We start from the raw sequence: 23,295 nt of genomic DNA, 5'->3' as shown, positions 1-23,295 counted from the left end.
GGGGGAAGGCAGGCGCGCCGGCGCGTGGCATGCAATGGGTGAAGCCGCGCCGGATCACGTGCAAGTATGCTGCTTTGAAATTTTTAGCATGGTCGAGTTAGCACGGCCAATTTTATTTTTGTGCGGCGTCGCGGCGCGCCGGGGGATGCGGGCGTACGCGGCAGGCGCCCATCAGGCGTAACCGCCGTTCACGCGGACGGTCTGCGCATTCACCCATGCGCCGTCGGGACCGGCGAGGAACGACACCGCCGACGCGATTTCATCGGGCTTGCCGATCCGTTCGAGCGGCGCGAGCTTCGCAAGCCAGGCGATCTGTTCGTCCGACTTGCCGTCGAGGAACAGCTCCGTGCCGACCGGTCCGGGTGCGACCGCATTCACGGTGATGCCGCGCCCGCGCAGTTCGTTCGCCAGCACCGGCACGAGCCCTTCGACGGCGGCCTTGCTGGCGATATACGGCCCGTAGCCGGGAAACGACTTCGCGATCACGCTCGAGGACAGCACGATAATCCGGCCGCCGGTGTCCAGCCGGGCCGCCGCCTGCGCCATCACGTTGAACGCGCCGCGCAGATTCGTCGCGATGATTGTGTCGAACGTGTCGAGTTGGCTTACATCGATTCTTGCCATCGGCATGATGCCCGCGCTATTGACCACCACGTCGATCCCGCCGAACGCGCGGATCGTCTCCGCAAAGAGGCGTGCGACATCCTGCGACTCGCCGACGTCGCCCCTTACCGCGATTGCCGTGCCGCCGACCGCCTCGATCGCGCTGACCGTTTCGCGTGCCCTTGCCGCGTTGCCCGCATAGTTGACCGCGACGGCAAAACCGTCTGCCGCGAGGCGCATCGCAACGGCCTGGCCGATGCCGCGCGAGCCGCCGGTGATGATGGCGCTCTTCTGCGTGTTGTTGCTCACGTGTCCGCTCCTTTTAACGATGACGAAGTGTGTTGAAGCGAATTGTTGTCGTTTAAGCAGTGGCGATAAAGGGCGTCGGTTTGGGAACTTAATTCAATGGGAAGCAATAATTGATGATCGATGACCCGTCTGAATTCAGGAAATGTGATAAATACGGTGAAGTGACGCCCATTCATTCAACTCGTATGAATAAAGACGGCTATGGACCGACTCGATGCGCTGCAACTGTTCACCCGGATCGTCGAAGTGCAAAGCTTCAGCCGGGCTGCGGATATGCTCGACGTGCCTCGCGCGACGGCCACGTACGCGATCAAGGAGCTCGAAGCGCGCCTCGGCACGCGGCTGCTCGAGCGCACGACGCGGCAGGTTCGGCCGACGCTGGACGGCCAGGCGTTTTATGAGCGCTGCGTGCAGGTGTTGAGCGAACTGGACGATGCGGAGGCGTCGCTGCGGCACGTCGCGTCGAATCCGCGCGGCGTGCTGCGGGTCGACATGCACGGCACGCATGCCACGCGCATCGTGCTCACGCGAATCGACGAGTTTCGCAGCCGCTATCCGAATGTCGATCTGGTGGTGAGCAGCGGCGACCGGCTGGTCGATCTCGTGCGCGAAGGGGTCGACTGTGTGATCCGCGCAGGGAATCCACGCGATTCGAGCCTTGTCGCGCGGCGCCTCGCATCGATGCCGCAGGTGGTGTGCGCGAGCCCCGACTATCTGGCGCGCCATGGCACGCCGCGGCATCCTGAAGAACTCGGCGGGCATCAGGCGGTGCGCTTTTTCACGAGCGGCGGCTCAGCAGACTATCCATTCGAGTTGAGCGTCGATGGCGCGCTGCGCACCTACGCGGTCGGCGGCTGGATGGCGGTGAACGACGCGGAGAACAACGTCGTGTGCGCGTTGCGCGGTTGCGGTTTGATTCAGGTGCCGCGCTTTCACGTCGAGGACGAGTTGCGCGACGGGCGCCTTGTCGAAGTGCTCGCGCGATGGACGAGCCCCGCGATGGTGGTGTCCGCGCTGTATCCGTACCGTCGCCAGTTGTCGCCGCGCGTGCGCGTGTTCGTCGACTGGCTGTGCGAACTGTACGAGCAGAAGTTCGGTGCGCGTTGAGCGGAAGACTGCCGCACAAGCTTGACGCGGGTGTTCAACAATCGATATCGCACCACGTGTCGCGTTGCTCCCGCGTAAGCTTTATGCTTCGGCTCTGCTTGACGGAAGCAGGCGGCCCGTGCGGCGCCGGCGTGCCGCAACCATGCAATCACCATGAATAGACAGGTAAGGCGAGGATGAGAAAGCCCATCGATGGACTGGCCGCGACGCTGATGATCGTGCTGTGCCTCGCGTGGGGCTTGCAACAGGTGGCGATCAAGGCGGCGGTAACGGATGTATCGCCGATGCTGCAGGTCGCGCTGCGCTCCGGCATCGCGGCGCTGCTGGTGTGGTGCTTCAGCCGGCTGATCGTGCGCGAGCGATGGCTTGCCGGTGTCGCACTGCGCTCGGGTCTCGTGGTCGGCCTGTTGTTCGCGGCGGAATTTCTGTTTATCGCGGAAGGCGTGCGTCGCACCAGCGCATCGCATATGGCGGTGTTTCTCTATACGGCGCCGATGTTCGCCGCGGTCGGGCTGCATCTGCGGCTGCCGGATGAGCGCCTGTCGCTGCTGCAATGGCTCGGCATCGGCCTCGCGTTCGCCGGCATCGCGGTGACGTTCCTCGTACCGGCTATCGGGGGCGGAGGCGGCGATGCGAGCCCCGCGTCGCCCGACTGGCTGCTCGGCGATTTCATGGGGGTGTGCGCGGGCGCCGCGTGGGGGCTGACGACGGTCGCGGTCCGCGTGAGCCGCCTGAGCGAAGCGCCGGCCGCGCAAACGCTGTTCTATCAGCTTGCCGGGGCGTTTGTCGCGCTGCTGCCGTTCGCGTTTGCAACCGGCGACACGCATTTTCATGGCACCGCGCTTGCATGGGCGAGCCTCGCATTTCAGGGCGTGGTTATTTCGTTCGTCAGCTATCTCGTGTGGTTCTGGTTGATGCGCCATTACTTTGCCGCGCGCCTCGGCGTGCTGTCGTTCATGACGCCGCTATTCGGCGTCGCGCTCGGCATCCTGCTGCTGCATGAGCGCGTCTCGATCGCGTTTCTCGCGGGCTCGGCGCTGGTGCTGGCAGGGCTGCTGGTCGTCAACGGGCAGGGCTGGTTGCGCCAGGTGTTCACGCGGGAGGCACGCAACGCGGGCACGCCATGAAGCATACGGACGTTATGCGTGGTGGCTTCAGCTTGACACGCACTGCAAACCGGCCAACCATCGCGTCATCAGACGTTTTGCAGTTCGCAATCTGGACATCGTTGCACAACATCTGCACGACGAACGATCGAGGACCGCGCCGCCATACGGGCGGCAACGACGTAGAGGGGAAATACGCGACGCAACCGACGTCCCGGCGTCCTGCGCGTGCAGCAAACCGGCTGTCGAGCCACCCGGCGCAATCTCGTTGCGCACGCATCGAATAACGCTAAGACGAACCGCTGCTTAAGCTTGTCTTAAGACCCCGGTTGTTAACCTGCGAAGTTGATTTGAGCCAGAAGGATCGGCGAACCACTCGCGGGAGCACAACAATGAATCCAATGGATCAGATCATGGAACGCGAAATCGCTCACCTGGAACAGATCGTCCGCATGCTCACCGTTGCGGACCGCGTCGATATCAAATACTGGGAGCGTCGAGTCGAAGCGCTGAAAGCGCGCGCTTCCGTGCCGATGCATCTTACGCGTCTCGAGCATATCGCCGTTCAGATCAACCGGCTGCGCATCGGCGCCAGCCCGGACGCGGGCTGAATAAATCCATATGGCATCCTTGCCGGCTGAGCACGCGCGCGCTGCGTCGACTAGACGCTGACTGGCAACCACGCATGCTTTTAGACGATCAGATTCGAGAGGCGGTGGTGGTAAACGGATGCGGCGCCGCACTCATTTCGTTGGCGAATGCCGGTGCGGACAGCACGGCCGTCGCGGCGACCAGCGCAATTGCGGCAAGGCTCGCACCGCCGACCAGCAGCGACGCGCTCAAGGTCTTTCTCATGATGCTGACTCCGTCGTGCAATAGCGAGGCCGATTCGGCGTGCGTGATATCCGCCCGGCGCGACGAATGCAGCATCGTCGCGCCGGGCGCTTACCTTCAGAGACCTTAGAACACTGCGCGCTTAAACCAGCGTCAGCGTGACGTCGATATTGCCGCGCGTCGCATTCGAATACGGACACACGATGTGCGCCTTGTCGACCAGCGCTTGCGCAGCGGCGCGATCCAGGCCGGGCAGCGAAATCTTCAGTTCCACTTCGATGCCGAAGCCGCTCGGAATCTGACCGATGCCGACGCTGGAATCGATCGATGCGTCCGCCGGCATCGCGATCTTGTCGCGCGCGGCGACGAACTTCATCGCGCCGAGAAAGCACGCGCTGTAACCCGCCGCGAACAGCTGCTCCGGATTCGCGCCGTCGCCGCCCGCGCCGCCGAGTTCACGCGGCGTGACCAGCTTGAAATCGAGTGTGCTGTTTTGCACGGTCGCACGGCCGTCGCGGCCGCCGGTTGCATGAGCGTGAGCACGGTACAGCACTTTTTCGATCGACATGATAAGACTCCTGATGGCATTGGGTTGAATGGACCTGCTTGCGGGTTGGTCGGTGGGCTGCTTCGTGCAATCCGACGACCGGCCAGTACCCGTTACAGCTTAAAGCTTCGCTTCGTCCGGCTACCAATCTACTAGAAGATAGATAACCGGCCATGAAAGAGCGGCGAACCGCCCGACCTGCAACTGCATCACTTCCACACTACTTTGAAACTTTCCACATCGCTTCGATTTCTTCAAGCCGCGACTTTGTCTGAAACAACCGGGCCGCGAGCACGCTGCCCTGATAAGCGGCGAACAGTGCGCGCGCCGCGCTTTCCGGTTTGCCATTCGCAACCAGCGTGCGTTCTTTCACGCCCTGAGCGAGCACTTTCGCGAGCCAGCTTTCGTTGGCTTTGAAAAACGCCTGCACCGCTGCGCGGACCGGGTCGGGCAGCGACCCGATGTCGGCGGCGAGCATGCCGCACAGACAGATCTGATCGCCGTCGCCCAGCGTGCGGCCGAACAGTTTCGTATAGCGCGCGAGCTTCGTGTCCGCCGGCAACGATGCGTCTACCGAACTCAGCAGCCCGAAGATCTGACTGCTGTATTCGTTGACCGCTTCGAGCGCCAGGTCTTCCTTTGACGGGAAGTAGTAATGGATGCTCGAGGTCTTGACGCCGACCAGTTCGGACAGGTCGCGATAGCTGAACCCGTTGTAGCCATGCAGCATCATCAGCGTGATGGCGTGATCGAGTATCTGCTCGCGGACGGTCGTTGTCGTTTCCATGAGCCGTACTTTATCTACTCATAGATAGATAGTCAAGCGGTTTCTTCAAGGACGCCTCTTTTCTTGCAGACGTGGTCTCGCGGTGCGATGAGTCGACCTGAGCACCGCACTTCCGAAGCAACATCGACCCAAACGATCTTCAAGGATGCCTGATGGCCAGCGCGTTTCACATCACTGCCTTAAAAGTGTAAAGAAGCATGCCGATCGGTATTGGTATTGCGTTAGGGAATAACGCGATAGCGTCGATCGTTTTAAAGAGCGGCTGTTGTCATTCTTCGATCGAAAGCAGGACGGGGTTCGAAGCGGCAAGGGCTGGGTGAAAGACGTGCTTCCACTCCCTTACTTTCTTAAGGCTAACTGATGACCGCCACCTCCATTCAACGACGCGATTTTATTGCAAGAACAACGAAAGGTGCCGCCAGTGCGGTGGTGGCGAGTCTCGCCGGCGCGACCGCCGGCATGCTGCCGACTGAAGCCGCGTATGCCGCCGGTTCGGACGCGGTGCCCGCTTATCTCGGCGCTTCGCCGCAGGTGCTGCCGCCGCTGCCGTTCGCGCAGAATGCGCTCGAGCCGGTGATTTCCGCGCGCACGATCGACTTTCACTATAACAAGCACCATCGCGCGTATTTCGAGAATCTGGCGAAGCTCGTGCGCGGTACGCCGTACGCGGATCAATCGCTCGAGATGATTATCGTGAAGACCTATGGCGATGCATCGTCGGAGAACATCTTCAACAATGCGGGCCAGGCGTGGAATCACAACTTCTACTGGAACTCGATGAGCCCGACGCCGACGCAGCCGGGCGCCAAACTGCACGCGGCGATTACGCGCGACTTCGGTTCGCTCGACGCACTGCATGAGCAGCTCGTGAAGGTGGGCACCTCGCAGTTCGGCAGCGGCTGGGCCTGGCTCGTCGTCGAAGACGGCAAGCTGTCGGTCGTCAAGACGAGCAATGCGAATGTGCCGTTTACATCCGGCAAGGCGCCGCTGCTGACCGTCGACGTGTGGGAGCATGCGTATTATCTGGATTACCAGAATCGCCGGCCCGACTATCTGAAAGAACTGACTGCGAAGCTGATCAACTGGAACTTCGCGGCAGCCAATTACGAAAAGCTGTAAATCGGCAAACGCTCAACGTCCTGCGAGCCCATTGCATGCATGGCGCGCGAAGCGCTGCCGAACAATGGGCGCGCTCGCGCCACGGTTACGTCGCGACCACATGCGTTCACGGCTGCGACGGCGCGGGCGGCGGCGTCCAGATGCGGATGTCAGTGGCCTTCAGCGTTTGCGGAATCATGCGCGCCGCGTAGTACGTGTCCGCGATCCGCTGCTGGTCACCGAGCCGGTCGCTGCGCACCGGTACGATGTCGTAGCTGCGGCGCGTGTTCGCCAGTTCGACCGTCTGCGGCGGCAGATTGCCCCACAACGGACTCAGTATCTGCGCCGCTTCCTGCGGATGCGACTTCACCCACTGCCCGGTGCGATTCAGTTCGTCGAACACGACACGCAGCACATCCGGATGCTTGTCCGCGAACGCGGTCGTCGCCGTATAGAAGCGGTTGTACTGCGCGAGGCCGCCGCTGCCGTCGGCGATCACCCGCACGTGCGCGTCGCGCTGCTCGGCCGCGAGAAACGGATCCCAGATCACCCACGCGTCGATATTGCCGCCGCGAAATGCGGCGAGCGCATCGGACGGTTCGAGATAACGCGCCTGAATATCGTCGATCGTCAAACCGGCCTGCTTCAGCGCGGCGAGCAACAGAAAGTTGCAGCCGGACCCCTTCGACACCGCGACGCGTTTGCCTTTCAGATCGGCCACCGTGCGAATCGGCGAATTGGGCGGCACGATAATCGCCTGCGCGGAAGGCGCCGAGGTTTCTTCCGCATAGTAGGTGAGCGGCGCGTGCGCCGCCTGCGTGAATAGCGCGAACGCGTCGGCGACGTCCGCATGCAGGTCGACGCTGCCCGCGTTCAGCGATTCGAGCAGCCCGTTCGAGAACTCGTGCCAGCTCACGTCATAGCCGAGCGCATCGAGACGCTTCTCCAGTTCGCCGGTTCGCTTGAGGAGAATCAGCAGCGTCGACGAACGCTGATAGCTGATCGACACCGTCTCACGCGCAACGGCGGGTTGCGTGCACAGCGCGCAGATTGCCAGCAGCGTGCCGAGCGCCGCACACCGCGCAATATCGCGGCTGAATACGCGTTGCGGCAGCCGGCGACGCAAGCGATCAAGCAAAACAGATGTCGTGTTCATCAACCCTCTCCCGCAGCGATCGAGCTACGGACTATAGCGGCGCATCGATGCTCGCCAAAGCTGGATTGCATCGATCGATATCGCGACAAATTAGATCGGCGCCGCGTGTACGCGCGCCGTCGCTGCGGCATCATCGCTGCTTCTATCGTCGACGCCGCGCAGGAGGGCGCACCGATGTCTTCTTCTCACATTCGCTTTGGCGTCTGGGCGCTGGTGCACGGCAGCCGCGCCGCGTTGCAGGATCCTGATGAACCGTACGACGCGTCGTGGGCGCGCAATCGCGCGCTGGTGCTCGAAGCGGAGCGGCTCGGTTACGACTCGGTGCTCGTCGCGCAACACACGATGAATCCGCACGACGAGAACCTCGATCAGCTCGAAGCGTGGAGCGCGTCGGCGGCGCTCGCGGCGCTCACGCAACGCATCGAGATCATCGCGGCCATCAAGCCGTATCTGTATCACCCGGTCGTGCTCGCGAAGATGGCGCAGCAGATCGAGCACATCAGCGGCGGCCGCTTTGCGATCAACCTCGTCAACGCATGGAACCGGGCGGAACTGGAGCGCGCCGGAATCGGCTTTGCCGAGCACGATGCGCGCTATGCGTACGGCCGCGAATGGATCAGCGTGGTCGACGCATTGCTGCGCGGCGAGCGCACCCGTTTTCATGGGCAGCACTTCCATATCGACGATTACCAGCTACGGCCCGCCGATCCGTTTCGCAGCCGGCCAGCCGTCTATGTGGGCGGCGAGTCGGAACCGGCGCGCGCGCTGGTCGCCGAGCACGGCGACGTGTGGTTTATCAACGGCCAACCGCTCGACGACGTCGCGCGGCTGGTTGCCGACGTCGCCGCACGGCCGCGTCCGCTGGGCCGGGCGCCGCTGCGCTTCGGGCTGTCCGCGTTCGTGATTGCCGCCGGGACCGACGCGGCCGCACAGCGGCATCTCGAACATCTGTTCGCGCTCGCCGCGAAGGATGCGCCATTGCGCGAGCAGCAGAAAGCGAATATCGATCCGCGTGCGGTGATGTTCCAAACCTTCGCACGCACGCCGCGCGTCGGCTCGAACGGCGGCACCGCGGCGGGGCTGGTCGGAAGCTACGATACGGTCGCGCGGCGTATCGCCGCCTTTCATCGTGCCGGTATCGAACTCTTTATGCTGCAGTTCCAGCCGTTCGAGGCATCGATGCAGGCGTTTGCCGACGAGGTCATGCCGCGCGTGCGCGCGCTGCTCGATGAGGAACCGCGTGAACCCGGCGCCACGCTCGAGCGCGCGGTGCTCGATTGAGCGCGCGATGACCGGTGCTTTGCCGGCCATTCGTTTGCATGCTGCGCATCGACATGGCAAAAACAGGTGGATGAAAGCGCACCGGCTTTCATTCGCGAATAACGAAAATCGGCTAGCCGCGTCGAACAATCCGCAAAAATTACTTATTCAGCGAATTCCGACAAACGCGTGTCGTCACGCTTCGACATCACGCGGCAGGCGCGGCGCAGCTTGCGCCTGCTCGCTTCGCCGGCCGGCCGCTGGTTGAAACCGTATCGAATGGATCGCGTTCGAAATGTTAAACCGGCGCTTCAGCTTTTTTACCCGCTATCGAAATCGCATAACGTGTCGGCGCTTCGCATCCCGATCGCGTTTATGATCGAAAACCCTTATTCCATTTCAAAAGAACGGCTGCAGTAATTGCGATGAAAAGGGGCGGGTCTTAACACGGAAAGAAACGATTCCGAACCGGCGGCGGGTGGTCGCTGCGTCCGGCGCAACACCCGCCGCAGGTTTGCTGACAATCCTGTGTCAATGCTGGTACTGTTGCGCGTCATATCCGCCGCTATCGCGCGCGCCGCCTGCGCGCCGACCGAGGCGCCGGTCCACTTTCCTTTCGCACACGCGACCATGAGTATTGCGACTTCACGCAGCGGCAATGCCTCTCTGGCGGGCACGGCGTCGTTGAACCGTTTTTCGCTGGGAAATCGCATCCTGCTCGGCTTCGGCGCCATTTTTCTGCTAATGCTGATTACCGCGGCGATTTCCTATACCCGGCTGCGCGCGATCAATGACGAAGCGGACAAACTCGAAAAGCAATCGGTGCTCGGCATTTTCCTGTCCACGTCGATTCGCGCGACGTCGAGCGAAAGTCTGACGACGCTGCAGCGCGCGCTGTTCGTCGACGGCGATGCGCTGTCCACCCGCAACGATCTCGACAAGGTCGGCGACTTGCTGAAGATGATCGACAGGCTCGTCGCGCAATATCCGCAAACCGTCGATGGCCAGGAAGACGCCGCGCGTTTCGATGCATTTCGCGCCGCGTATGCGGAGGCGCTGCCGCAGTTCAACGAGGTGTTGCGCATCGCGCAGACCTCGCGGCTCGATGCGCAGGGGGCGTCGCTCGGCATGAGCACCGCGTGGGACAAGGTGACGCGCGCGGCCAATGCGATGGTCGAAGAAGACAAATCGCAGGCCGACGATTGGGCGCATCTGATCCGCCAGTCGGCGCACGAAACCGAGATCACGCTCGCGGTTGCGCTGGGTGTCATGCTGCTGGTCGCGCTCGGCACCGGCTATGCCCTTTATAAGGCGGTGACCGTGCCGATGGCGCAGGTCGTCGAGGTGCTCGACGTGATGCGCACCGGCAATCTTGCGCAGCGGCTCGCGCTGCGCCGTCAGGACGAGTTCGGCACGCTCGAGAAGGGTTTCAACCGGATGGCCGAGGAACTGACGAGCCTCGTCGCACAGGCGCAGAAATCGTCGCTGCAGGTGACGACCTCGGTTGCCGAGATCGCGGCGACGTCGAAAGAGCAGCAGGCGACCGCCGCCGAAACGGCGGCCACGACAACCGAAATCGGCGCGACTTCACGTGAGATCGGCGCGACCTCGCGCGACCTGCTGCAGACCATGAATGAAGTGTCGCGCGTCGCGGAACAGTCGGCCACGCTCGCGGGCACGAGCCAGAACGGCCTCGCGCGCATGGAAGACACGATGCGCAGCGTGATGGAGGCGGCCGGCTCGGTCAACGCGAAGCTCGCGATTCTCAACGAGAAGGCGGTCAACATCAACCAGGTGGTGGCGACCATCACAAAGGTCGCGGACCAGACTAACCTGCTGTCGCTGAATGCGGCGATCGAAGCGGAAAAGGCGGGTGAATACGGCCGCGGCTTCGGCGTCGTTGCGACCGAAATCCGGCGCCTCGCGGACCAGACCGCGGTGGCGACCTACGACATCGAACAGACTGTGAAGGAGATCCAGTCGGCCGTGTCCGCGGGCGTGATGGGCATGGAGAAGTTCTCCGAGGAAGTGCGGCGCGGCATGCACGACGTGCAGCAGGTCGGCACGCAGCTTTCGCAGATCATTCAGGAAGTGCAGGCGCTCGCACCGCGTTTCCAGATGGTCAATGAAGGGATGCATACGCAGGCGAGCGGCGCCGAGCAGATCACGCAGGCGCTGTCGCAGTTGTCAGAGGCCGCGCAGCAGACGGCGGAATCGCTGCGTCAGTCGTCGCAGGCCATCGACGATCTGACGCTGGTGGCCAACCAGCTGCGCACGGGCGTGTCGCGCTTCAAGATCGAGGCGTGACGCGAGGCGAATCACGACAGGTTCGACGGCGATGCTTTTTCTTCTGTTCGACCTCGATGGCGAACGATACGCGATCGACGCGGCGCAGATCGTCGAAGTGCTCGCGCTCGCGCCGACCCGGCCGATTCCGGGCGCACCCGCGTGGGTGGCCGGCGTAGCCGAGCGGCACGGCGAGCCGCTGCCGGTCATCGACGTGCCGCGCCTCGCGCTCGGGCGCGCGGCGCGGCGCTTGCTGTCGACGCGCCTCGTCGTGGTCGAGTATCGGGCCAGCGACACGGTGGCCGGCGCGGCGCTGGAAGCGCCGCATCTGCTCGGTCTGATTGTCGAGGGCGCGACGCAGACGCGCCGGATCGCGCGCGAGCAGTTCGCGCAGACCGGTGTCGACACGCCTCATGCGCGCTGGCTCGGCCCGCTCGCCAATGACGGCCACGGGCTCGTGCAGTGGGTGCAGGTCCGGCATATGCTCACCGACGACGTGAAGGCGCTGTTGTTTTCATCCGCAGCGCAACTCGCGCATTCGCACGCACAGGCCTCGACCTCATGAACGCGGAACCTCGCATCGACGCTCGCTTCGAAAGCTGGCTCCTGCGCGAGACCGGCATCAGTGCGCCGACGCTCGGCGTGCACGCATTCGAGCGCGCGGTGTGGGCGCGCATGCGTGCGACGCGCGACGGCGACCTCGACCTCGACGCGTATTGGCAATGGCTGAATGCATCGCGTGACGAACGGCAGGCGCTGATCGAACTGATCGTGGTGCCGGAGACCTGGTTCTTTCGCGACCGCGACGCGTTTGTCGCGCTTGCGCGGCTCGCGAACGAGCGGCTCGTGCGCAACCCGCAGCACGTGTTGCGGGTGCTGAGCGCGCCGTGCTCGTCCGGCGAGGAACCGTATTCGATCGCGATGGCGCTGCTCGATGCGGGGATCGGCCCGGAGCGTTTCGCGATCGACGCAGTCGATATCAGCGAGCGCGCGCTCGAGGTCGCGCGGCGCGGCGTGTATGGGCGCAATTCGTTTCGCGGCCGGGCGCTCGAGTTTCGCGAACGGCATTTCAGTGCGGCCGGTTCAGGCGCGGCCGGCTCGGGTGCGCCTCGCTCAGGCACGCTGGGTTCAGGCGCGGCTGCTTCAGATGCGCTGTCGCCACCCATTGCCGATGCCCGTTTTACGTTGAGCGAGCGCGTCCGCAATACGGTCCGCTTCGTTCAGGCGAATCTGTTCGATGCACCGCGCCCGGCGGATCCGTGCTTCGACTTTATCTTCTGCCGCAACGTGCTGATCTACTTCGACCGCGACGCGCAGGATCGCGCGATCCGCCTGCTCGATGCGCGGCTCGCGCCTGACGGGATGCTGTTCGTCGGACCGGCGGAGACCGGTCTGATGATGCGGCATGCGTTCAGTCCGGCGCGCATTCCGCTCGCGTTCGCATTCCGGCGCTCGACGCACGACGATGCATCGCGGCCACAGCATGCGCAGATTGCGTCCGCCATCGCGGGCGCGCTGCCCATGCCGCGGGTCGGAACGATCGGAACCATTGGACCCATCGGCCCCATCGGACCCATCGGACCCATCGGACCCATCGGACCCATCGAGCCGATCGCGCCGGTACGGCCGGTCAGGCCGGTTCCGCCCGGGCGGCAGCCACGGGTTGCAGCGCCGGTGGATGCGCTCGCGCATCGTGCATCGCCGGGTTCGCATGCGTTACCGGCTTCGACGCTGGCATCGGCATCGGCGTCCGGTGTCGCGGCGCCAGGCGCTGTGCGCGCACACACGATGCCGTTTTCGACAGCATCGCAGTCGCCGCCGCAAGCGTCGCGTGCCGCCGCATCGGACACGCAGGCCGGTCACGCCGCGGCGTCGGCCGATGCGCACGCGAAGCTCGCGACGCTGCTCGCCGAAGCGTCCCGTCTTGCCGACGCGGGTCGGCTCGATCAGGCCGAGCGCGTCGCGAATCAATGCGTGGTCGTGCACGGCCCGCAAGCGGCGGTGTTCCATCTGCTCGGTCTGATCATGGACGCGCGCGGCCGCGGCGCCGACGCCGGCGACTATTACCGCAAGGCGCTCTATCTCGAGCCCGATCACTATGAGGCGCTCACCCATCTCGCAGCGCTGCTGCAGATGACCGGCGATGCGGCCGGCGCCGAACGGCTGACGCGCCGCGCGGAACGCGCCGCACGCGAGCTGCGCGACACACCGGAACACCGTATTGGCCGCACGCGAGGCTTGCATGACTGAACGGACCAGCGATCTTGCGGATTCCGGCATGTCGATCGACGACTGCTGGAACCGCATCGGCACACGCGGCGATCAGTCGTGTCCGGCGCTTGCCGAGTGGACGCGCTGCCTGAATTGCCCGGTGTTCGAACGCGCGGCGGCGCGCCTGCTCGACCGGCCGCTTGCGGATGCCGCTGACGCCGCCGCCGGCGGCACCTCGCGCGACGCGCTTGCAGGGCGCGCGGATGACAGACCGGATGGCGCGGCCGCCTATGCGCGCGCGGTCCCGGCAAACGCCAGCGGCCACGCAAACGGCGCCGCTTCGCTCGATACCCGTCAGGCATCCGAAGCACATTCAGTGGTCGTATTTCGCATCGCAGACGAATGGCTCGCGTTGCCGACCGCCGCGTTGCGGCAGATCGAAGACTTGCGCCCGATCCACGCGCTGCCGCATCGGCGCAACCGCGTCGTGCTCGGGCTCGTCAATGTGCGAGGCGCATTGACCGTCGCCGTGTCGCTCGGCGAGTTGCTGCGGCTCGAGCCTGGCGCGGCGTTGCCTGCGACGCATGCCGGCGTCCACCCAGGCACGAACACGGGGCTGCGCAGCGGCGCGTACGCGCGCATGCTCGTTGCCGCGCACCAATGCGAGCCGGTCGCGTTGCCGGTCGACGAAGTGCACGGCGTCGTGCGCTATATGGACGACGCGCTGAAACCGGTGCCGGATACGCTCGCGCGCGCGAGCGCAATGCACGCGGCGGGCGTGCTCGCGTGGCGCGACCGCACGGTCGGCGTGCTCGATGCCGCCCGCGTATTCGCCTCGCTGACGCAGAGCCTGCAATGAGCACCGACGACGATCTGAGCCGGCTGTCGCTGCTCGAGCTCTTCAACGAAGAAGCGCATGTGCAGACGCGTGTGCTCTCCGATGGCTTGCTTGCGCTCGAACGCGCATCCACCGATCTTTCCGCGCTGGAGGCGTGCATGCGCGCCGCGCATTCGCTGAAAGGCGCGGCGCGCATCATCGGCCTGCAGGACGGCGTCGATCTCGCGAACGCGCTGGAGGAGTGCTTTGTCGCCGCGCAGCGCGGCACGCTCGCGCTGTCGGCGGCGCATATCGATGCATTGCTGCGCGGCGCCGATCTGTTGCTGCGCGTCGCCGACGACCAGCCCGCGGTGCGCGCGAGCCGCGCGGAGATTGACGCGTGCGTTGCGCAGTTGTCCGGCTTCGTCGGAGCGTCGGGTTCGCCGGCGGCTTTTCGCGAACCGGATGCGAGCGGCGAACTGCGGGCGCATGCGGCCGGTTCACCGGATGACGCGCTCAATGCCGCGATCGCGATGCTGAATGCGCAAGCGCAGGCGGACGCGCAAACGCGAACGACAACAGCATCGGCCGGCGAGCCCGTTGCGCCGCTTCAGACATTCGAACCTCTGGAGCCGTTCGAACAACTCGGTCCGCTCGGGCCACTTCGGTCGGCTGAGTCGCTCACGCCAGGCGCGACGCCGTCAACAGGACAGGCTGCCTCACCGCAAGCTCACGCGCATCCGGCATCATCCGCGCCGGCGCCACTGGCCGCCGCTTCGGCAGCTTCCACCACTTCTTCCTCGCGCGCCGGCATCCCGGCCCAGCGCGACCCCGAGCGCATCCTGCGGGTGCGGGCCGACAATCTCGACCGGTTATTGAGCCTGTCCGGCGAGTCGCTTGTCGAGTCGCGCTGGCTGAAGCCGTTTTCCGAATCGATGCTGCGCGTGAAGCGCACGCAGCGCGAAGCCGCCCGCGCGCTCGATACGGTCTACGAAGCACTGGTGCAGACGTCCGACGTGAAACTCGATGCGCGCGCCAGCGCCGCGCTCGACAGCATCCGCGATGCGTTCGGCGCGATGCAGCAACAACTCTCGACGCAGATCGACGAGCTCGACCGCTTCGACCGGCGCAGCACGAACCTGGCACAGCAGCTTTACGACGAAGCGTTGCAATGCCGGATGCGCGCGTTCGGCGACGCGACTCATGTGTATCCGCGCATCGTGCGCGACCTTGCGCGCTCACTCGGCAAACAGGTGCGGTTTTCGATCGTGGGCGAAGGCACGCAGGTCGATCGCGACATTCTCGACATGCTCGATGCGCCGCTTGGGCATCTGCTGCGCAACGCGCTCGATCACGGCATCGAAACGCCGGACGAACGCGCCGCGCAGGGCAAGCCGCCCGAAGCGAGCCTTACGCTCGAAGCGCGGCACAGCGCGGGCAAGCTGCTGATCAGCGTCAGCGACGACGGGCGGGGCATCGATCTCGACAGCTTGCGCAGTGCGGTGGTGCGCCGCCGCCTCGCCGATGAGGCGACCGTCGCACGTCTTTCCGAGCACGAGTTGCTCGATTTCCTGCTGCTGCCCGGTTTTTCGATGCGCGCGCAGGTCACCGACGTCTCGGGGCGCGGCGTCGGGCTCGATGCGGTGCACGACATGGTGAAAGCGGTGCGCGGCACGGTGCGGATCGTCAATGAGCCGGGCGGCGGCATGCGCTTCGTGCTGCAGCTGCCGCTGACGCTGTCGGTGATTCGCAGTCTGCTCGTCGAAGTGGGCGGCGAAGCCTATGCGTTTCCGCTCGCGCATGTGCGCCGCACGCTCGCGCTCGCGCGCGTCGATATCGACACGCTAGAAGGTCAGCAGCATTTTTCGTTCGAAGGCAAACGGGTCGGACTCGTCTCCGCGCATCAACTGCTCGGCGTCGAGGCGGCCGGCGAGCCGGACGCACATGTGGCGGTGGTGGTGCTCGGCGACGAGCGCGGCATGTATGGCATCGCGGTCGAGCGCTTCGTCGGCGAACGCATGCTGGTCGTGCAGCCGCTCGACGCGCGTCTTGGCAAGATCAAGGATATTGCCGCCGCCGCGCTGATGGATAACGGCGAAGCGGTGCTGATCGTCGACGTCGAAGACCTGCTGCATTCGGTCGACAAACTGGTGCGCGACGGGCAGCTCGCGCGCGTGCGCGCGTCGTCCGGTGCGGCGGCGGTGCCGCGCAAGCACGTGCTGATCGTCGAAGATTCGCTGACCGTGCGCGAACTCGAGCGCAAGCTGCTCGAGAAACGCGGCTATGCGGTGACCGTCGCGGTCGACGGGATGGACGGCTGGAATGCGCTCAGAAGCGCGCGCTTCGACCTGGTGGTGACCGACATCGATATGCCGCGCATGGACGGCATCGAACTCGTCACGATGATCCGCCACGATCCGCAGGTGAAGTCGGTGCCGGTCATGATCGTGTCGTACAAGGATCGCGATGAAGATCGCCGCCGCGGGCTCGACGCGGGCGCCGACTACTATCTCGCGAAAGGCAGTTTCCACGACGAAGCGCTGCTCGACGCAGTGCGCGACCTGATCGGCGAGGCGCAAGAATGAACATCGGGATTGCGAACGATCTGCCGTTAGCCGTCGAATCATTGCGCCGTGCCATTGCGCGCCGTACCGAGCATCGCGTGCTGTGGGTCGCGGCCGATGGCGAGCAGGCCGTGGATTTTTGCATCGCACAGCCGCCGGACATCGTGCTGATGGACCTGATCATGCCGAAGCTCGATGGCGTCGAAGCGACGCGCCGCATCATGGCGCGCGCGCCGTGCCCGATTCTCGTCGTGACGAGCAGCGTCGGCGCGAATGCGTCGCGCGTCTATGAAGCGATGGGTGCGGGCGCGCTCGACGCGGTCGATACGCCGACGCTCGCAGGCGGCGGCGATGCGCACGAAGCGGCACAGACCTTGCTCGCGAAACTCGATCAGATCGGTCATCAGCTCGCGAACCGGCCGTTGCCCGCGGCGCCGGTTCAGGCGGCCGAGGCCAGCGGCGCGGACGCGCCGTGGCTCATCGCGATCGGCGCGTCGGCCGGCGGGCCGGCCGCGCTCGCAGTGGTGCTCGGCGACTTGCCCGCGGGCTTCGATGCGCCCATCGTGATCGTCCAGCACGTCGATCAGGCGTTTGCACAAGGGATGGCCGAGTGGCTCGACGGACAGACGCCGTTGCCGGTGCGGGTCGCGCGCGATGGCGACCGGCCGCGCGCCGGTGAAGCGCTGCTCGCCGCGACGAACGACCATCTATGCCTGACCCGCGGCGGCTTGCTGCGCTATACGCGCGATCCGGTGCAGACGCCGTACCGGCCTTCGGTGGATGTTTTTTTTCAGAGCGTGGTCGAGCATTGGGCCGGGGAAGCGGCCGGCGTGCTGCTGACCGGCATGGGCCGCGACGGCGCGGCAGGGCTCAAGGCGATGCGCGCAAAAGGTTATGAAACGATCGCGCAGGACCAGGCGACGAGCGCGGTCTACGGGATGCCGAAAGCGGCGGCCGCGCTCGGCGCCGCACGCCGCATCCTCGCGCTCGATCGCGTGGCAGGCGAACTCGCGGCACTGGTGAAACGGTGACCCTCGAATACGACGTAACGCGTTACGGCACAACACCACACCACACACACGCACAGATACATTTTGCAGATGGGTACACATATGGAAATCGAACACACCGGCGCTCACGATCCGCGCACCGTGGCCGATGAAGCCAACGCCGCACTCGAGGCCGCGCGCGCCGCGCTCGATACGCCGCCTGCCGCCGACGTGCCGGCCATGGTGCTGCTGGTCGACGACCAGGCGATCGTCGCGGAAGCGGTGCGGCAAGCGCTCGCCGGTGAGGACGGGATCGACTTTCACTATTGCGCGAAAGCCGAAGAGGCGATGAAAGCCGTGATCTACACGCGGCCCACGGTGATTCTGCAGGACCTCGTGATGCCGGGCGTCGACGGGCTCACGCTCGTGAAGGCATACCGCAGCACACCGGCGACGCGCGACGTGCCGATCATCGTGCTGTCCGCGAAAGAGGAGCCGGTGATCAAAAGCGCCGCATTCGCGGCCGGTGCAAACGACTATCTGGTGAAGCTGCCGGATCGCATCGAACTGGTCGCGCGCGTGCGCTATCACTCGCGCTCGTTCGTGAATCTGCTGCAACGCGATGAGGCGTACCGCGCGCTGCGGCAATCGCAGCAGCAACTGCTCGAGGCCAATCTCGAGCTGCGGCGCCTCACGCATTCGGACGGACTGACGGGCCTGTCGAACCGGCGCTATCTCGACGAGTATCTGGCGGCCGAATGGCGGCGCTGCGCGCGCGAGCAGACGCAGATGTCGCTGCTGATGATCGACGTCGACAATTTCAAGCAGTACAACGATACATACGGGCACGTGGCCGGCGACGAAGTGCTCAAGCGCATCGCGGCGACCGTCGAAGGCTGCCTTGGGCGGCCGGGCGATATCGCCGCGCGCTACGGTGGCGAGGAATTTCTGGTCGCGTTGCCGGGCACCTCCGCGGGCGGTGGCAAGCTGCTGGCGGAAAAGATTCGTCGCGAGATCGCCGCGCTTGCGTTGCCGCATCGCAATTCATCGGCCGCGCAGCACGTGACGGTCAGCATCGGCGGCGCGACCACGGTGCCGGCGCCCGGTTCGGCGATGACTTCGCTGATCGAGTCGGCGGATCGTGCGTTATACGAAGCGAAGCGCAGAGGACGCAACTGCGTCGTGATGCATGCGGATGCGGCGGAGAACGAAGAGGTGTGAGCTGCGTGCGCACGGCGGCTGCACAGGTATCGCGTAATGGAAAGGGTCGTTTCCATATCGAGAACGAACGAATGGACGCACGTCCCGTTTTGCCGCGCGGCGTCGCGATGGCCTGAAAACAATAAATAAGCGCATGCCGCCGGCGACCGCGCCGGCGGCGCGCGCCAGCCGGCCTTCATATCATCAGCACCATCAGCACCATCGGCCGCGTCGGCCGCAAGATCGACACGTTCGACACACGCCCGGCGTGAACGCAACGCTTCTCGCCCGGAGCGCATCGCGCCAGGGCGTCGGCGTATCAGCCGACGCCGGCGGTGGCGGCGAGGTCGTTCGAGACGGGCGGCGGCAAGACCGGCGCGGCTGCCAGCCCGGTGTCGGACGTACCGAAGTGCAAGCGGTATTGCTGCGGCGTAATGCCGAGGCGCCGCTTGAACACCGCACGCAGATGATGCGCGTCGCGCAGGCCGCAGCGGTACGCGATCGTCTTCAACGGTGCGGAGCTGTTCTCCAGCATCGCGCGCGCCGCATCGATGCGCGCGCTCTCGACGAACTCAGCCGGCGTCGCACGCGCCTCGCGTGCAAAGACGCGCGAGAAGTGACGCATGCTCATCTTCGCTACCGATGCCAGCACCGTGATGCTGAGGTCGTCCGCCAGATGCCCGAGCACATACTGCTGCACCTGGGCGATCGGCGACGACGCATCCGCATACGGCGTCAGATACGGGCTGAATTGCGACTGGCCGCCCGCGCGTTGCAGAAACACGACCATGCGTTTTGCGACGCGCAACGCGATCTCCGGCCCATGATCCTGCGCGAGCAGGTGCAGCGACAGGTCGATGCCGGCGGTTACGCCGGCCGACGTATAAAGATCGCCATCCTGCAGAAAGATGCGGTCGGACTCGACACGCGCGGTCGGACAGAGCGCAGCGAGCGCCGCTGCATTGCTCCAGTGCGTGGTCACGCTGCGGCCGTCGAGCAGACCCGCGCGCGCGAGCGTCAACGTGCCGTTGCAGATTGCCCCGAAGCGTTGCGCGCCGCGGCTCGCGCGTTTTACCCAGTCATGCACCGCATCGTCGAGCGGGCGGCGCACCAGCCCCGGACCGCCCGGCACAAGCAGCAGATCATGATATTGATCGGCCTCGCTGAAATGCTGGTCCGCGTGAATGCGCAAACCGCTCGAGCACGGCAGTGCGCCGCGCTCTGTGGAAATCAGCCGGACCTGGTAGTGGGATTCTGGCGGAAGGAAAACATTTGCTTCCGAAAAGACATCGGTGGGGCCGAAAACGTCGAGGGCCTGGACACCCGGAAAGATGAGAAAAGCTAGGCTGCGCATCGATGGAAGTAGCGAGTGAATGGCGTGCGGACATGCGTTCAAAACGCGATATCCAGATGTGATGGAAGAATCAGTTTGGACTATATGCTAATTTGAACTGGCGTGTTATCGACGTCAGCACTTCGCTTCGATTCGTCATGAAAGTACCGTAAAAATGGCCTTGCGGAAGCGGCACGTATCGTACGAACCGCTACCGCATGCCATGTTTTTTACGTCGACGTGCGCGGCTTGAGCAGGTCCGACATGCCGACCCGATGCAGCATCTCGGTGCGCACACGATCGATTACCGTGAACCCAACTTCTGCGCCATCTTCAGTTGGGTCGACGTACACGCGAAACGGCCGTTTGCCGAATGGCGCATTGACGACCTCGACGATCGCATCGGCCACCAGACTCGCATCCGCATCGGGCGGCACGATCGCACTGAACGCCTGCTGGATCTGCGCGCCGAAACCGGCGTAAGGGCCGCTCTCGTATTCGGCCGCGCGCGCCGCGTCGGCAGGCGTGCCGGCGTGCGTGAAGTGCTGGGTGCCGCTCGTGAATGCGCCGGGCACGACGATCGACGTCTCGATGCCCCAGCGGGACAGCTCGCGTGCGTACTGCACGGCAATCGCATCCATGGCGGCCTTCGCGGCAAAGTACGGTGCGAGATACGGCGGCGTGCCGCCGGCCGAGCTGCTGCTCGATACCCACACGAGAAGACCGCGGCCCTGCCGGCGCAGATGCGGCAGCACCGCGCGATTCACGCGCTGGGTGCTGAGCACATTGACGTCATACAGCTGCGCATATTGCTCCGGCGTGAACGCTTCGGCGGGCCCGAACACCATATGGCCGGCGTTGTGCATCACGACGTCGATGCGGCCGGCGTGCGCGACGATCCGCTCGACGGCCGTGTCCACCGAGCTCTGCGATTGCACATCCAGTTCGATCGTGCGCAAATCGGCATGATGCGTTCGCGAGAATTCCGCCATTTGCGTGACGATCGGTGCATTTTTGCCAGTCGTGTTACGCATTGACGCATAGACGGTGTGGCCGGCTTTGGCGAGCGCTTCAGCGGTGAGGCGGCCGAAGCCGCTCGATGCGCCGGTGATCAGGATGACTTTGTTCATGATGTGTTCCTTTGCGCGCGGTGACGCGTATCGGTTTCAACAAGCAATTTCGCTGCGGATTCCGCAACGTGTGTCTTTAGATCGCGCCGCCGTTGGCGCGCAGCGTCTGGCCGTTGACCCAACCGCCGGCCGGACCCGCGAGAAACGAAATGGTGTTCGCCACATCTTCGGGCTTACCCAACCGTTCGAGCGGCGTCAGTTTGGTGAGGTGGTCGATCACCTCCTGCGGCTTGCCTTCGAAGAACAGATCGGTGGCGACGGGGCCGGGCGCGACGGTGTTGACCGTGATGTTGCGGCCGCGCATCTCCTTGCTGAGAATGTGCGTCATCGCTTCGACGCCGGCTTTGGTCGCCGCGTAGACTGCGTAGCCCGGCTGATAAAGACCCACCACGCTCGACGATGTATTGATGATGCGTCCGCCGTCGCGCAGGCGCCGCGCCGCTTCGCGCAGCGTGTTGAAGGTGCCCTTCAGATTGATCGCGATCTGGCTGTCGAACAGCGTATCGTCGCTATCGGCCATCTTCGCGAGCCGCATGATGCCGGCATTGTTGACGAGCACGTCGACGCCGCCGAACGCGGCCTCGGCGGCGTCGAACATCCGCTTCACCGCGGCCGGTTCGGCGACGTCGGCCTGCACGGTGGTCGCGTGGCCGCCGGCCTTGTCGATTTGCGCGGCGAGCGCTTCCGCCTCGCGGGCATTGTTCGCATAGTTGATCAACACCATAAAGCCGTCGCGGGCGAGCTGCCTGGCGATGGCCGCGCCGATACCGCGCGACGCGCCGGTGACGAGAGCGACTTTGGATTCGTGGGATTCGTGGGTGAGGCTCATGACGGTTCTCCGATAGGTCCGGTTGGGGGCGCCGTTCGCGTTCAGCGAATCGCGTTGCGGCATGACTGAACTATGGGCTTTCCCGCCGCGCCGATAATCGGGCTAGAATGACCAGCACTGTTTCTTTCATGGAAACAGTATGCGGAGGGAATGTGGACCGACTGGATGCGATGCGGCTGTACACGCGAATCGTCGAGCGCCGCAGTTTCACGCTGGCCGCCAACGATATGGAAGTGCCGCGCTCGACGGTCACCAAGGTGATCCGGCAGATGGAGACGCGCCTCGGTGTGCGGCTGCTGCAGCGAACCACGCGCGTGGTGCGTCCGACGCTCGACGGCGAAGCGTATTACCGCCGGTGTCTGGCGATTCTCGACGACATCGAGGACGCGGAAGGCGCCTTTAGCGGCGCGCTGCCCACCGGCACGCTGCGTATCGAAGTGCAGGGCACGCTCGCGCGGCATTTCCTGCTGCCGGGGCTGCCCGACTTTTTCACGCAATATCCGCAAATCGAAGTGGTGATGAGCGAAAGCGACCGTTGGGTCGACATTGTCCAGGAAGGCGTCGACTGCGTGCTGCGCTACGGCTATCTGCGTGACAGCGAACTGGTCGGGCGTCAGCTGGCAATGCTCGATCATCTGACCTGCGCGACGCCCGCCTATTTGCAGCAATACGGCACGCCCGCCGACATTGCCGGACTCGCCGGCCATCGGATGGTCGGCATACGCTCGATCACGAGCGGCAACGTGAATCCGCTCAGCTTCAGGGTCGGCGAGTCGACCCAGACGGTGACGCTTGCCGCCGCGCTCTCGGTGACCGGCACCGAGAGCTATCTCGCGGCGATTCGCCTCGGCCTCGGCATCGCGCAGGTGCCGCGCTTTCATGTCGAGGGAGACCTGGCAAGCGGCGCGCTTGTCCAGATCCTGCCCGCGTTTGCGCCGCCGCCGGTGCCGGTGTCGCTCGTGTATCAGCGCTCACGGCAACTGTCGCCGCGGGTAAGGGTGTTCATGGAGTGGGCCGCCCGCCGTTTCGACGATACGCACGCCGCATTACCCGATTGAGCGCCTCACGTTGTCGGGGCTCAACGGAAGGACCCGTCATGCATCGCGCACAACCTTCGCGTGCGCTCCTC

Annotated in this window: 22 protein-coding genes; 14 read left to right on the top strand and 8 right to left on the bottom strand. The window is 64.7% G+C overall.

Annotation, left to right across the window (positions count from 1 at the left end; translation table 11 throughout):
- Positions 1–171: 171 nt before the first annotated feature.
- Positions 172–912, bottom strand: coding sequence for an SDR family oxidoreductase (locus HV675_RS18465; RefSeq protein ID WP_175112382.1), 741 nt, complete (start codon positions 910–912; stop codon positions 172–174).
- A gap of 201 nt (positions 913–1,113) precedes the next feature.
- Here HV675_RS18465 and HV675_RS18460 point away from each other — a divergent pair, with 201 nt between their 5' ends.
- The 3 genes from HV675_RS18460 to HV675_RS18450 all read left to right on the top strand — a co-directional run bounded on the left by HV675_RS18460 (position 1,114) and on the right by HV675_RS18450 (position 3,736).
- Positions 1,114–2,019 carry a LysR family transcriptional regulator gene (locus HV675_RS18460; protein ID WP_175112381.1) on the top strand — a complete coding sequence of 302 codons (906 nt, stop codon included), beginning with the start codon at positions 1,114–1,116 and terminating at the stop codon, positions 2,017–2,019.
- 176 nt (positions 2,020–2,195) lie between these two features.
- Entirely contained in the window at positions 2,196–3,146 is a 951-nt protein-coding gene (locus tag HV675_RS18455) for a DMT family transporter (RefSeq protein ID WP_175112380.1), read from the top strand.
- A gap of 392 nt (positions 3,147–3,538) precedes the next feature.
- On the top strand, positions 3,539–3,736 hold the full coding sequence (locus HV675_RS18450; RefSeq protein ID WP_175112379.1) for a hypothetical protein: 198 nt from the start codon (positions 3,539–3,541) through the stop codon (positions 3,734–3,736).
- 88 nt (positions 3,737–3,824) lie between these two features.
- On the opposite strand, the gene HV675_RS18445 is transcribed toward HV675_RS18450, so the two are convergent.
- From HV675_RS18445 to HV675_RS18435, 3 genes are all read right to left on the bottom strand, one after another.
- Positions 3,825–3,980 (bottom strand): hypothetical protein, encoded by a 156-nt coding sequence (locus tag HV675_RS18445; protein ID WP_175112378.1) that lies wholly within the window; start codon positions 3,978–3,980, stop codon positions 3,825–3,827.
- A gap of 121 nt (positions 3,981–4,101) precedes the next feature.
- Complete coding sequence (locus tag HV675_RS18440; protein WP_175112377.1) at positions 4,102–4,527, bottom strand: organic hydroperoxide resistance protein; 426 nt, start codon at positions 4,525–4,527, stop codon at positions 4,102–4,104.
- A 199-nt stretch (positions 4,528–4,726) separates the two neighbouring features.
- Positions 4,727–5,293, bottom strand: a complete 567-nt coding sequence (locus HV675_RS18435; protein WP_175112376.1) for a TetR/AcrR family transcriptional regulator — start codon at positions 5,291–5,293, stop codon at positions 4,727–4,729.
- Between the two features lie 531 nt (positions 5,294–5,824).
- Here HV675_RS18435 and HV675_RS18430 point away from each other — a divergent pair.
- Entirely contained in the window at positions 5,825–6,412 is a 588-nt protein-coding gene (locus HV675_RS18430; RefSeq protein WP_425496140.1) for a superoxide dismutase, read from the top strand.
- Between the two features lie 106 nt (positions 6,413–6,518).
- On the opposite strand, the gene HV675_RS18425 is transcribed toward HV675_RS18430, so the two are convergent.
- Positions 6,519–7,547 carry an aliphatic sulfonate ABC transporter substrate-binding protein gene (locus HV675_RS18425; RefSeq protein WP_175112374.1) on the bottom strand — a complete coding sequence of 343 codons (1,029 nt, stop codon included), beginning with the start codon at positions 7,545–7,547 and terminating at the stop codon, positions 6,519–6,521.
- A 174-nt stretch (positions 7,548–7,721) separates the two neighbouring features.
- On the opposite strand from HV675_RS18425, the gene HV675_RS18420 reads away from it, so the two are divergent.
- The 9 genes from HV675_RS18420 to HV675_RS18380 all read left to right on the top strand — a co-directional run bounded on the left by HV675_RS18420 (position 7,722) and on the right by HV675_RS18380 (position 18,895).
- Positions 7,722–8,828: an LLM class flavin-dependent oxidoreductase gene (locus HV675_RS18420; RefSeq protein ID WP_175112373.1), complete on the top strand. Its 1,107-nt coding sequence runs from the start codon at positions 7,722–7,724 to the stop codon at positions 8,826–8,828.
- Between the two features lie 168 nt (positions 8,829–8,996).
- Positions 8,997–9,227, top strand: a complete 231-nt coding sequence (locus HV675_RS18415) for a hypothetical protein (protein ID WP_175112372.1) — start codon at positions 8,997–8,999, stop codon at positions 9,225–9,227.
- Positions 9,228–9,437: 210 nt separating this feature from the next.
- A complete protein-coding gene (locus tag HV675_RS18410; protein ID WP_175112371.1) occupies positions 9,438–11,114 on the top strand; it encodes a methyl-accepting chemotaxis protein in 1,677 nt (558 codons plus the stop codon).
- Positions 11,115–11,145: 31 nt separating this feature from the next.
- Positions 11,146–11,658: a chemotaxis protein CheW gene (locus tag HV675_RS18405; protein WP_175112370.1), complete on the top strand. Its 513-nt coding sequence runs from the start codon at positions 11,146–11,148 to the stop codon at positions 11,656–11,658.
- The gene (locus tag HV675_RS18400) at positions 11,655–13,343 is read left to right on the top strand and encodes a CheR family methyltransferase (RefSeq protein ID WP_175112369.1); all 1,689 of its coding nucleotides are present in this window, start codon (positions 11,655–11,657) and stop codon (positions 13,341–13,343) included. The genes HV675_RS18405 and HV675_RS18400 overlap by 4 nt, the downstream gene beginning before the upstream one ends.
- Entirely contained in the window at positions 13,336–14,163 is an 828-nt protein-coding gene (locus tag HV675_RS18395) for a chemotaxis protein CheW (protein ID WP_175112368.1), read from the top strand. Before HV675_RS18400 ends, HV675_RS18395 begins: the two co-directional genes overlap by 8 nt.
- Positions 14,160–16,706: a hybrid sensor histidine kinase/response regulator gene (locus HV675_RS18390; RefSeq protein ID WP_175112367.1), complete on the top strand. Its 2,547-nt coding sequence runs from the start codon at positions 14,160–14,162 to the stop codon at positions 16,704–16,706. The genes HV675_RS18395 and HV675_RS18390 overlap by 4 nt, the downstream gene beginning before the upstream one ends.
- Positions 16,703–17,716, top strand: a complete 1,014-nt coding sequence (cheB, locus tag HV675_RS18385; RefSeq protein ID WP_175112366.1) for a chemotaxis response regulator protein-glutamate methylesterase — start codon at positions 16,703–16,705, stop codon at positions 17,714–17,716. Before HV675_RS18390 ends, cheB begins: the two co-directional genes overlap by 4 nt.
- Before the next feature lie 81 nt (positions 17,717–17,797).
- A complete protein-coding gene (locus tag HV675_RS18380) occupies positions 17,798–18,895 on the top strand; it encodes a GGDEF domain-containing response regulator (RefSeq protein WP_175112365.1) in 1,098 nt (365 codons plus the stop codon).
- Positions 18,896–19,193: 298 nt separating this feature from the next.
- Here the strand turns inward: HV675_RS18380 and HV675_RS18375 are convergent, their stop codons facing one another.
- The 3 genes from HV675_RS18375 to HV675_RS18365 all read right to left on the bottom strand — a co-directional run bounded on the left by HV675_RS18375 (position 19,194) and on the right by HV675_RS18365 (position 22,166).
- Positions 19,194–20,228 carry a GlxA family transcriptional regulator gene (locus HV675_RS18375; RefSeq protein ID WP_175112364.1) on the bottom strand — a complete coding sequence of 345 codons (1,035 nt, stop codon included), beginning with the start codon at positions 20,226–20,228 and terminating at the stop codon, positions 19,194–19,196.
- 209 nt (positions 20,229–20,437) lie between these two features.
- On the bottom strand, positions 20,438–21,337 hold the full coding sequence (locus HV675_RS18370) for an SDR family oxidoreductase (RefSeq protein ID WP_175112363.1): 900 nt from the start codon (positions 21,335–21,337) through the stop codon (positions 20,438–20,440).
- A 76-nt stretch (positions 21,338–21,413) separates the two neighbouring features.
- The gene (locus tag HV675_RS18365) at positions 21,414–22,166 is read right to left on the bottom strand and encodes an SDR family oxidoreductase (RefSeq protein ID WP_175112362.1); all 753 of its coding nucleotides are present in this window, start codon (positions 22,164–22,166) and stop codon (positions 21,414–21,416) included.
- Between the two features lie 152 nt (positions 22,167–22,318).
- On the opposite strand from HV675_RS18365, the gene HV675_RS18360 reads away from it, so the two are divergent.
- Complete coding sequence (locus HV675_RS18360) at positions 22,319–23,224, top strand: LysR family transcriptional regulator (RefSeq protein ID WP_175112361.1); 906 nt, start codon at positions 22,319–22,321, stop codon at positions 23,222–23,224.
- Positions 23,225–23,295: the final 71 nt, after the last annotated feature.

The sequence above is a fragment of the Paraburkholderia solisilvae genome, assembly GCF_902859875.1.
In the GTDB taxonomy this organism is placed as follows: Bacteria; Pseudomonadota; Gammaproteobacteria; order Burkholderiales; family Burkholderiaceae; genus Paraburkholderia; species Paraburkholderia solisilvae.
The sequence above is the reverse complement of the archived record's forward strand: the minus strand, read 5'-3'. Positions and strand labels throughout refer to the sequence as shown.

Coding starts and splice junctions, on each gene's coding strand:
- HV675_RS18460 (WP_175112381.1), top strand. CDS start 1,114: ATGGACCGACTCGATGCGCTGCAACTGTTCACCCGGATCGTCGAAGTG.
- HV675_RS18455 (WP_175112380.1), top strand. CDS start 2,196: ATGAGAAAGCCCATCGATGGACTGGCCGCGACGCTGATGATCGTGCTG.
- HV675_RS18450 (WP_175112379.1), top strand. CDS start 3,539: ATGGAACGCGAAATCGCTCACCTGGAACAGATCGTCCGCATGCTCACC.
- HV675_RS18445 (WP_175112378.1), bottom strand. CDS start 3,980: ATGAGAAAGACCTTGAGCGCGTCGCTGCTGGTCGGCGGTGCGAGCCTT.
- HV675_RS18440 (WP_175112377.1), bottom strand. CDS start 4,527: ATGTCGATCGAAAAAGTGCTGTACCGTGCTCACGCTCATGCAACCGGC.
- HV675_RS18435 (WP_175112376.1), bottom strand. CDS start 5,293: ATGGAAACGACAACGACCGTCCGCGAGCAGATACTCGATCACGCCATC.
- HV675_RS18425 (WP_175112374.1), bottom strand. CDS start 7,547: ATGAACACGACATCTGTTTTGCTTGATCGCTTGCGTCGCCGGCTGCCG.
- HV675_RS18420 (WP_175112373.1), top strand. CDS start 7,722: ATGTCTTCTTCTCACATTCGCTTTGGCGTCTGGGCGCTGGTGCACGGC.
- HV675_RS18410 (WP_175112371.1), top strand. CDS start 9,438: ATGAGTATTGCGACTTCACGCAGCGGCAATGCCTCTCTGGCGGGCACG.
- HV675_RS18405 (WP_175112370.1), top strand. CDS start 11,146: ATGCTTTTTCTTCTGTTCGACCTCGATGGCGAACGATACGCGATCGAC.
- HV675_RS18400 (WP_175112369.1), top strand. CDS start 11,655: ATGAACGCGGAACCTCGCATCGACGCTCGCTTCGAAAGCTGGCTCCTG.
- HV675_RS18395 (WP_175112368.1), top strand. CDS start 13,336: ATGACTGAACGGACCAGCGATCTTGCGGATTCCGGCATGTCGATCGAC.
- HV675_RS18390 (WP_175112367.1), top strand. CDS start 14,160: ATGAGCACCGACGACGATCTGAGCCGGCTGTCGCTGCTCGAGCTCTTC.
- cheB (WP_175112366.1), top strand. CDS start 16,703: ATGAACATCGGGATTGCGAACGATCTGCCGTTAGCCGTCGAATCATTG.
- HV675_RS18380 (WP_175112365.1), top strand. CDS start 17,798: ATGGAAATCGAACACACCGGCGCTCACGATCCGCGCACCGTGGCCGAT.
- HV675_RS18375 (WP_175112364.1), bottom strand. CDS start 20,228: ATGCGCAGCCTAGCTTTTCTCATCTTTCCGGGTGTCCAGGCCCTCGAC.
- HV675_RS18370 (WP_175112363.1), bottom strand. CDS start 21,337: ATGAACAAAGTCATCCTGATCACCGGCGCATCGAGCGGCTTCGGCCGC.
- HV675_RS18365 (WP_175112362.1), bottom strand. CDS start 22,166: ATGAGCCTCACCCACGAATCCCACGAATCCAAAGTCGCTCTCGTCACC.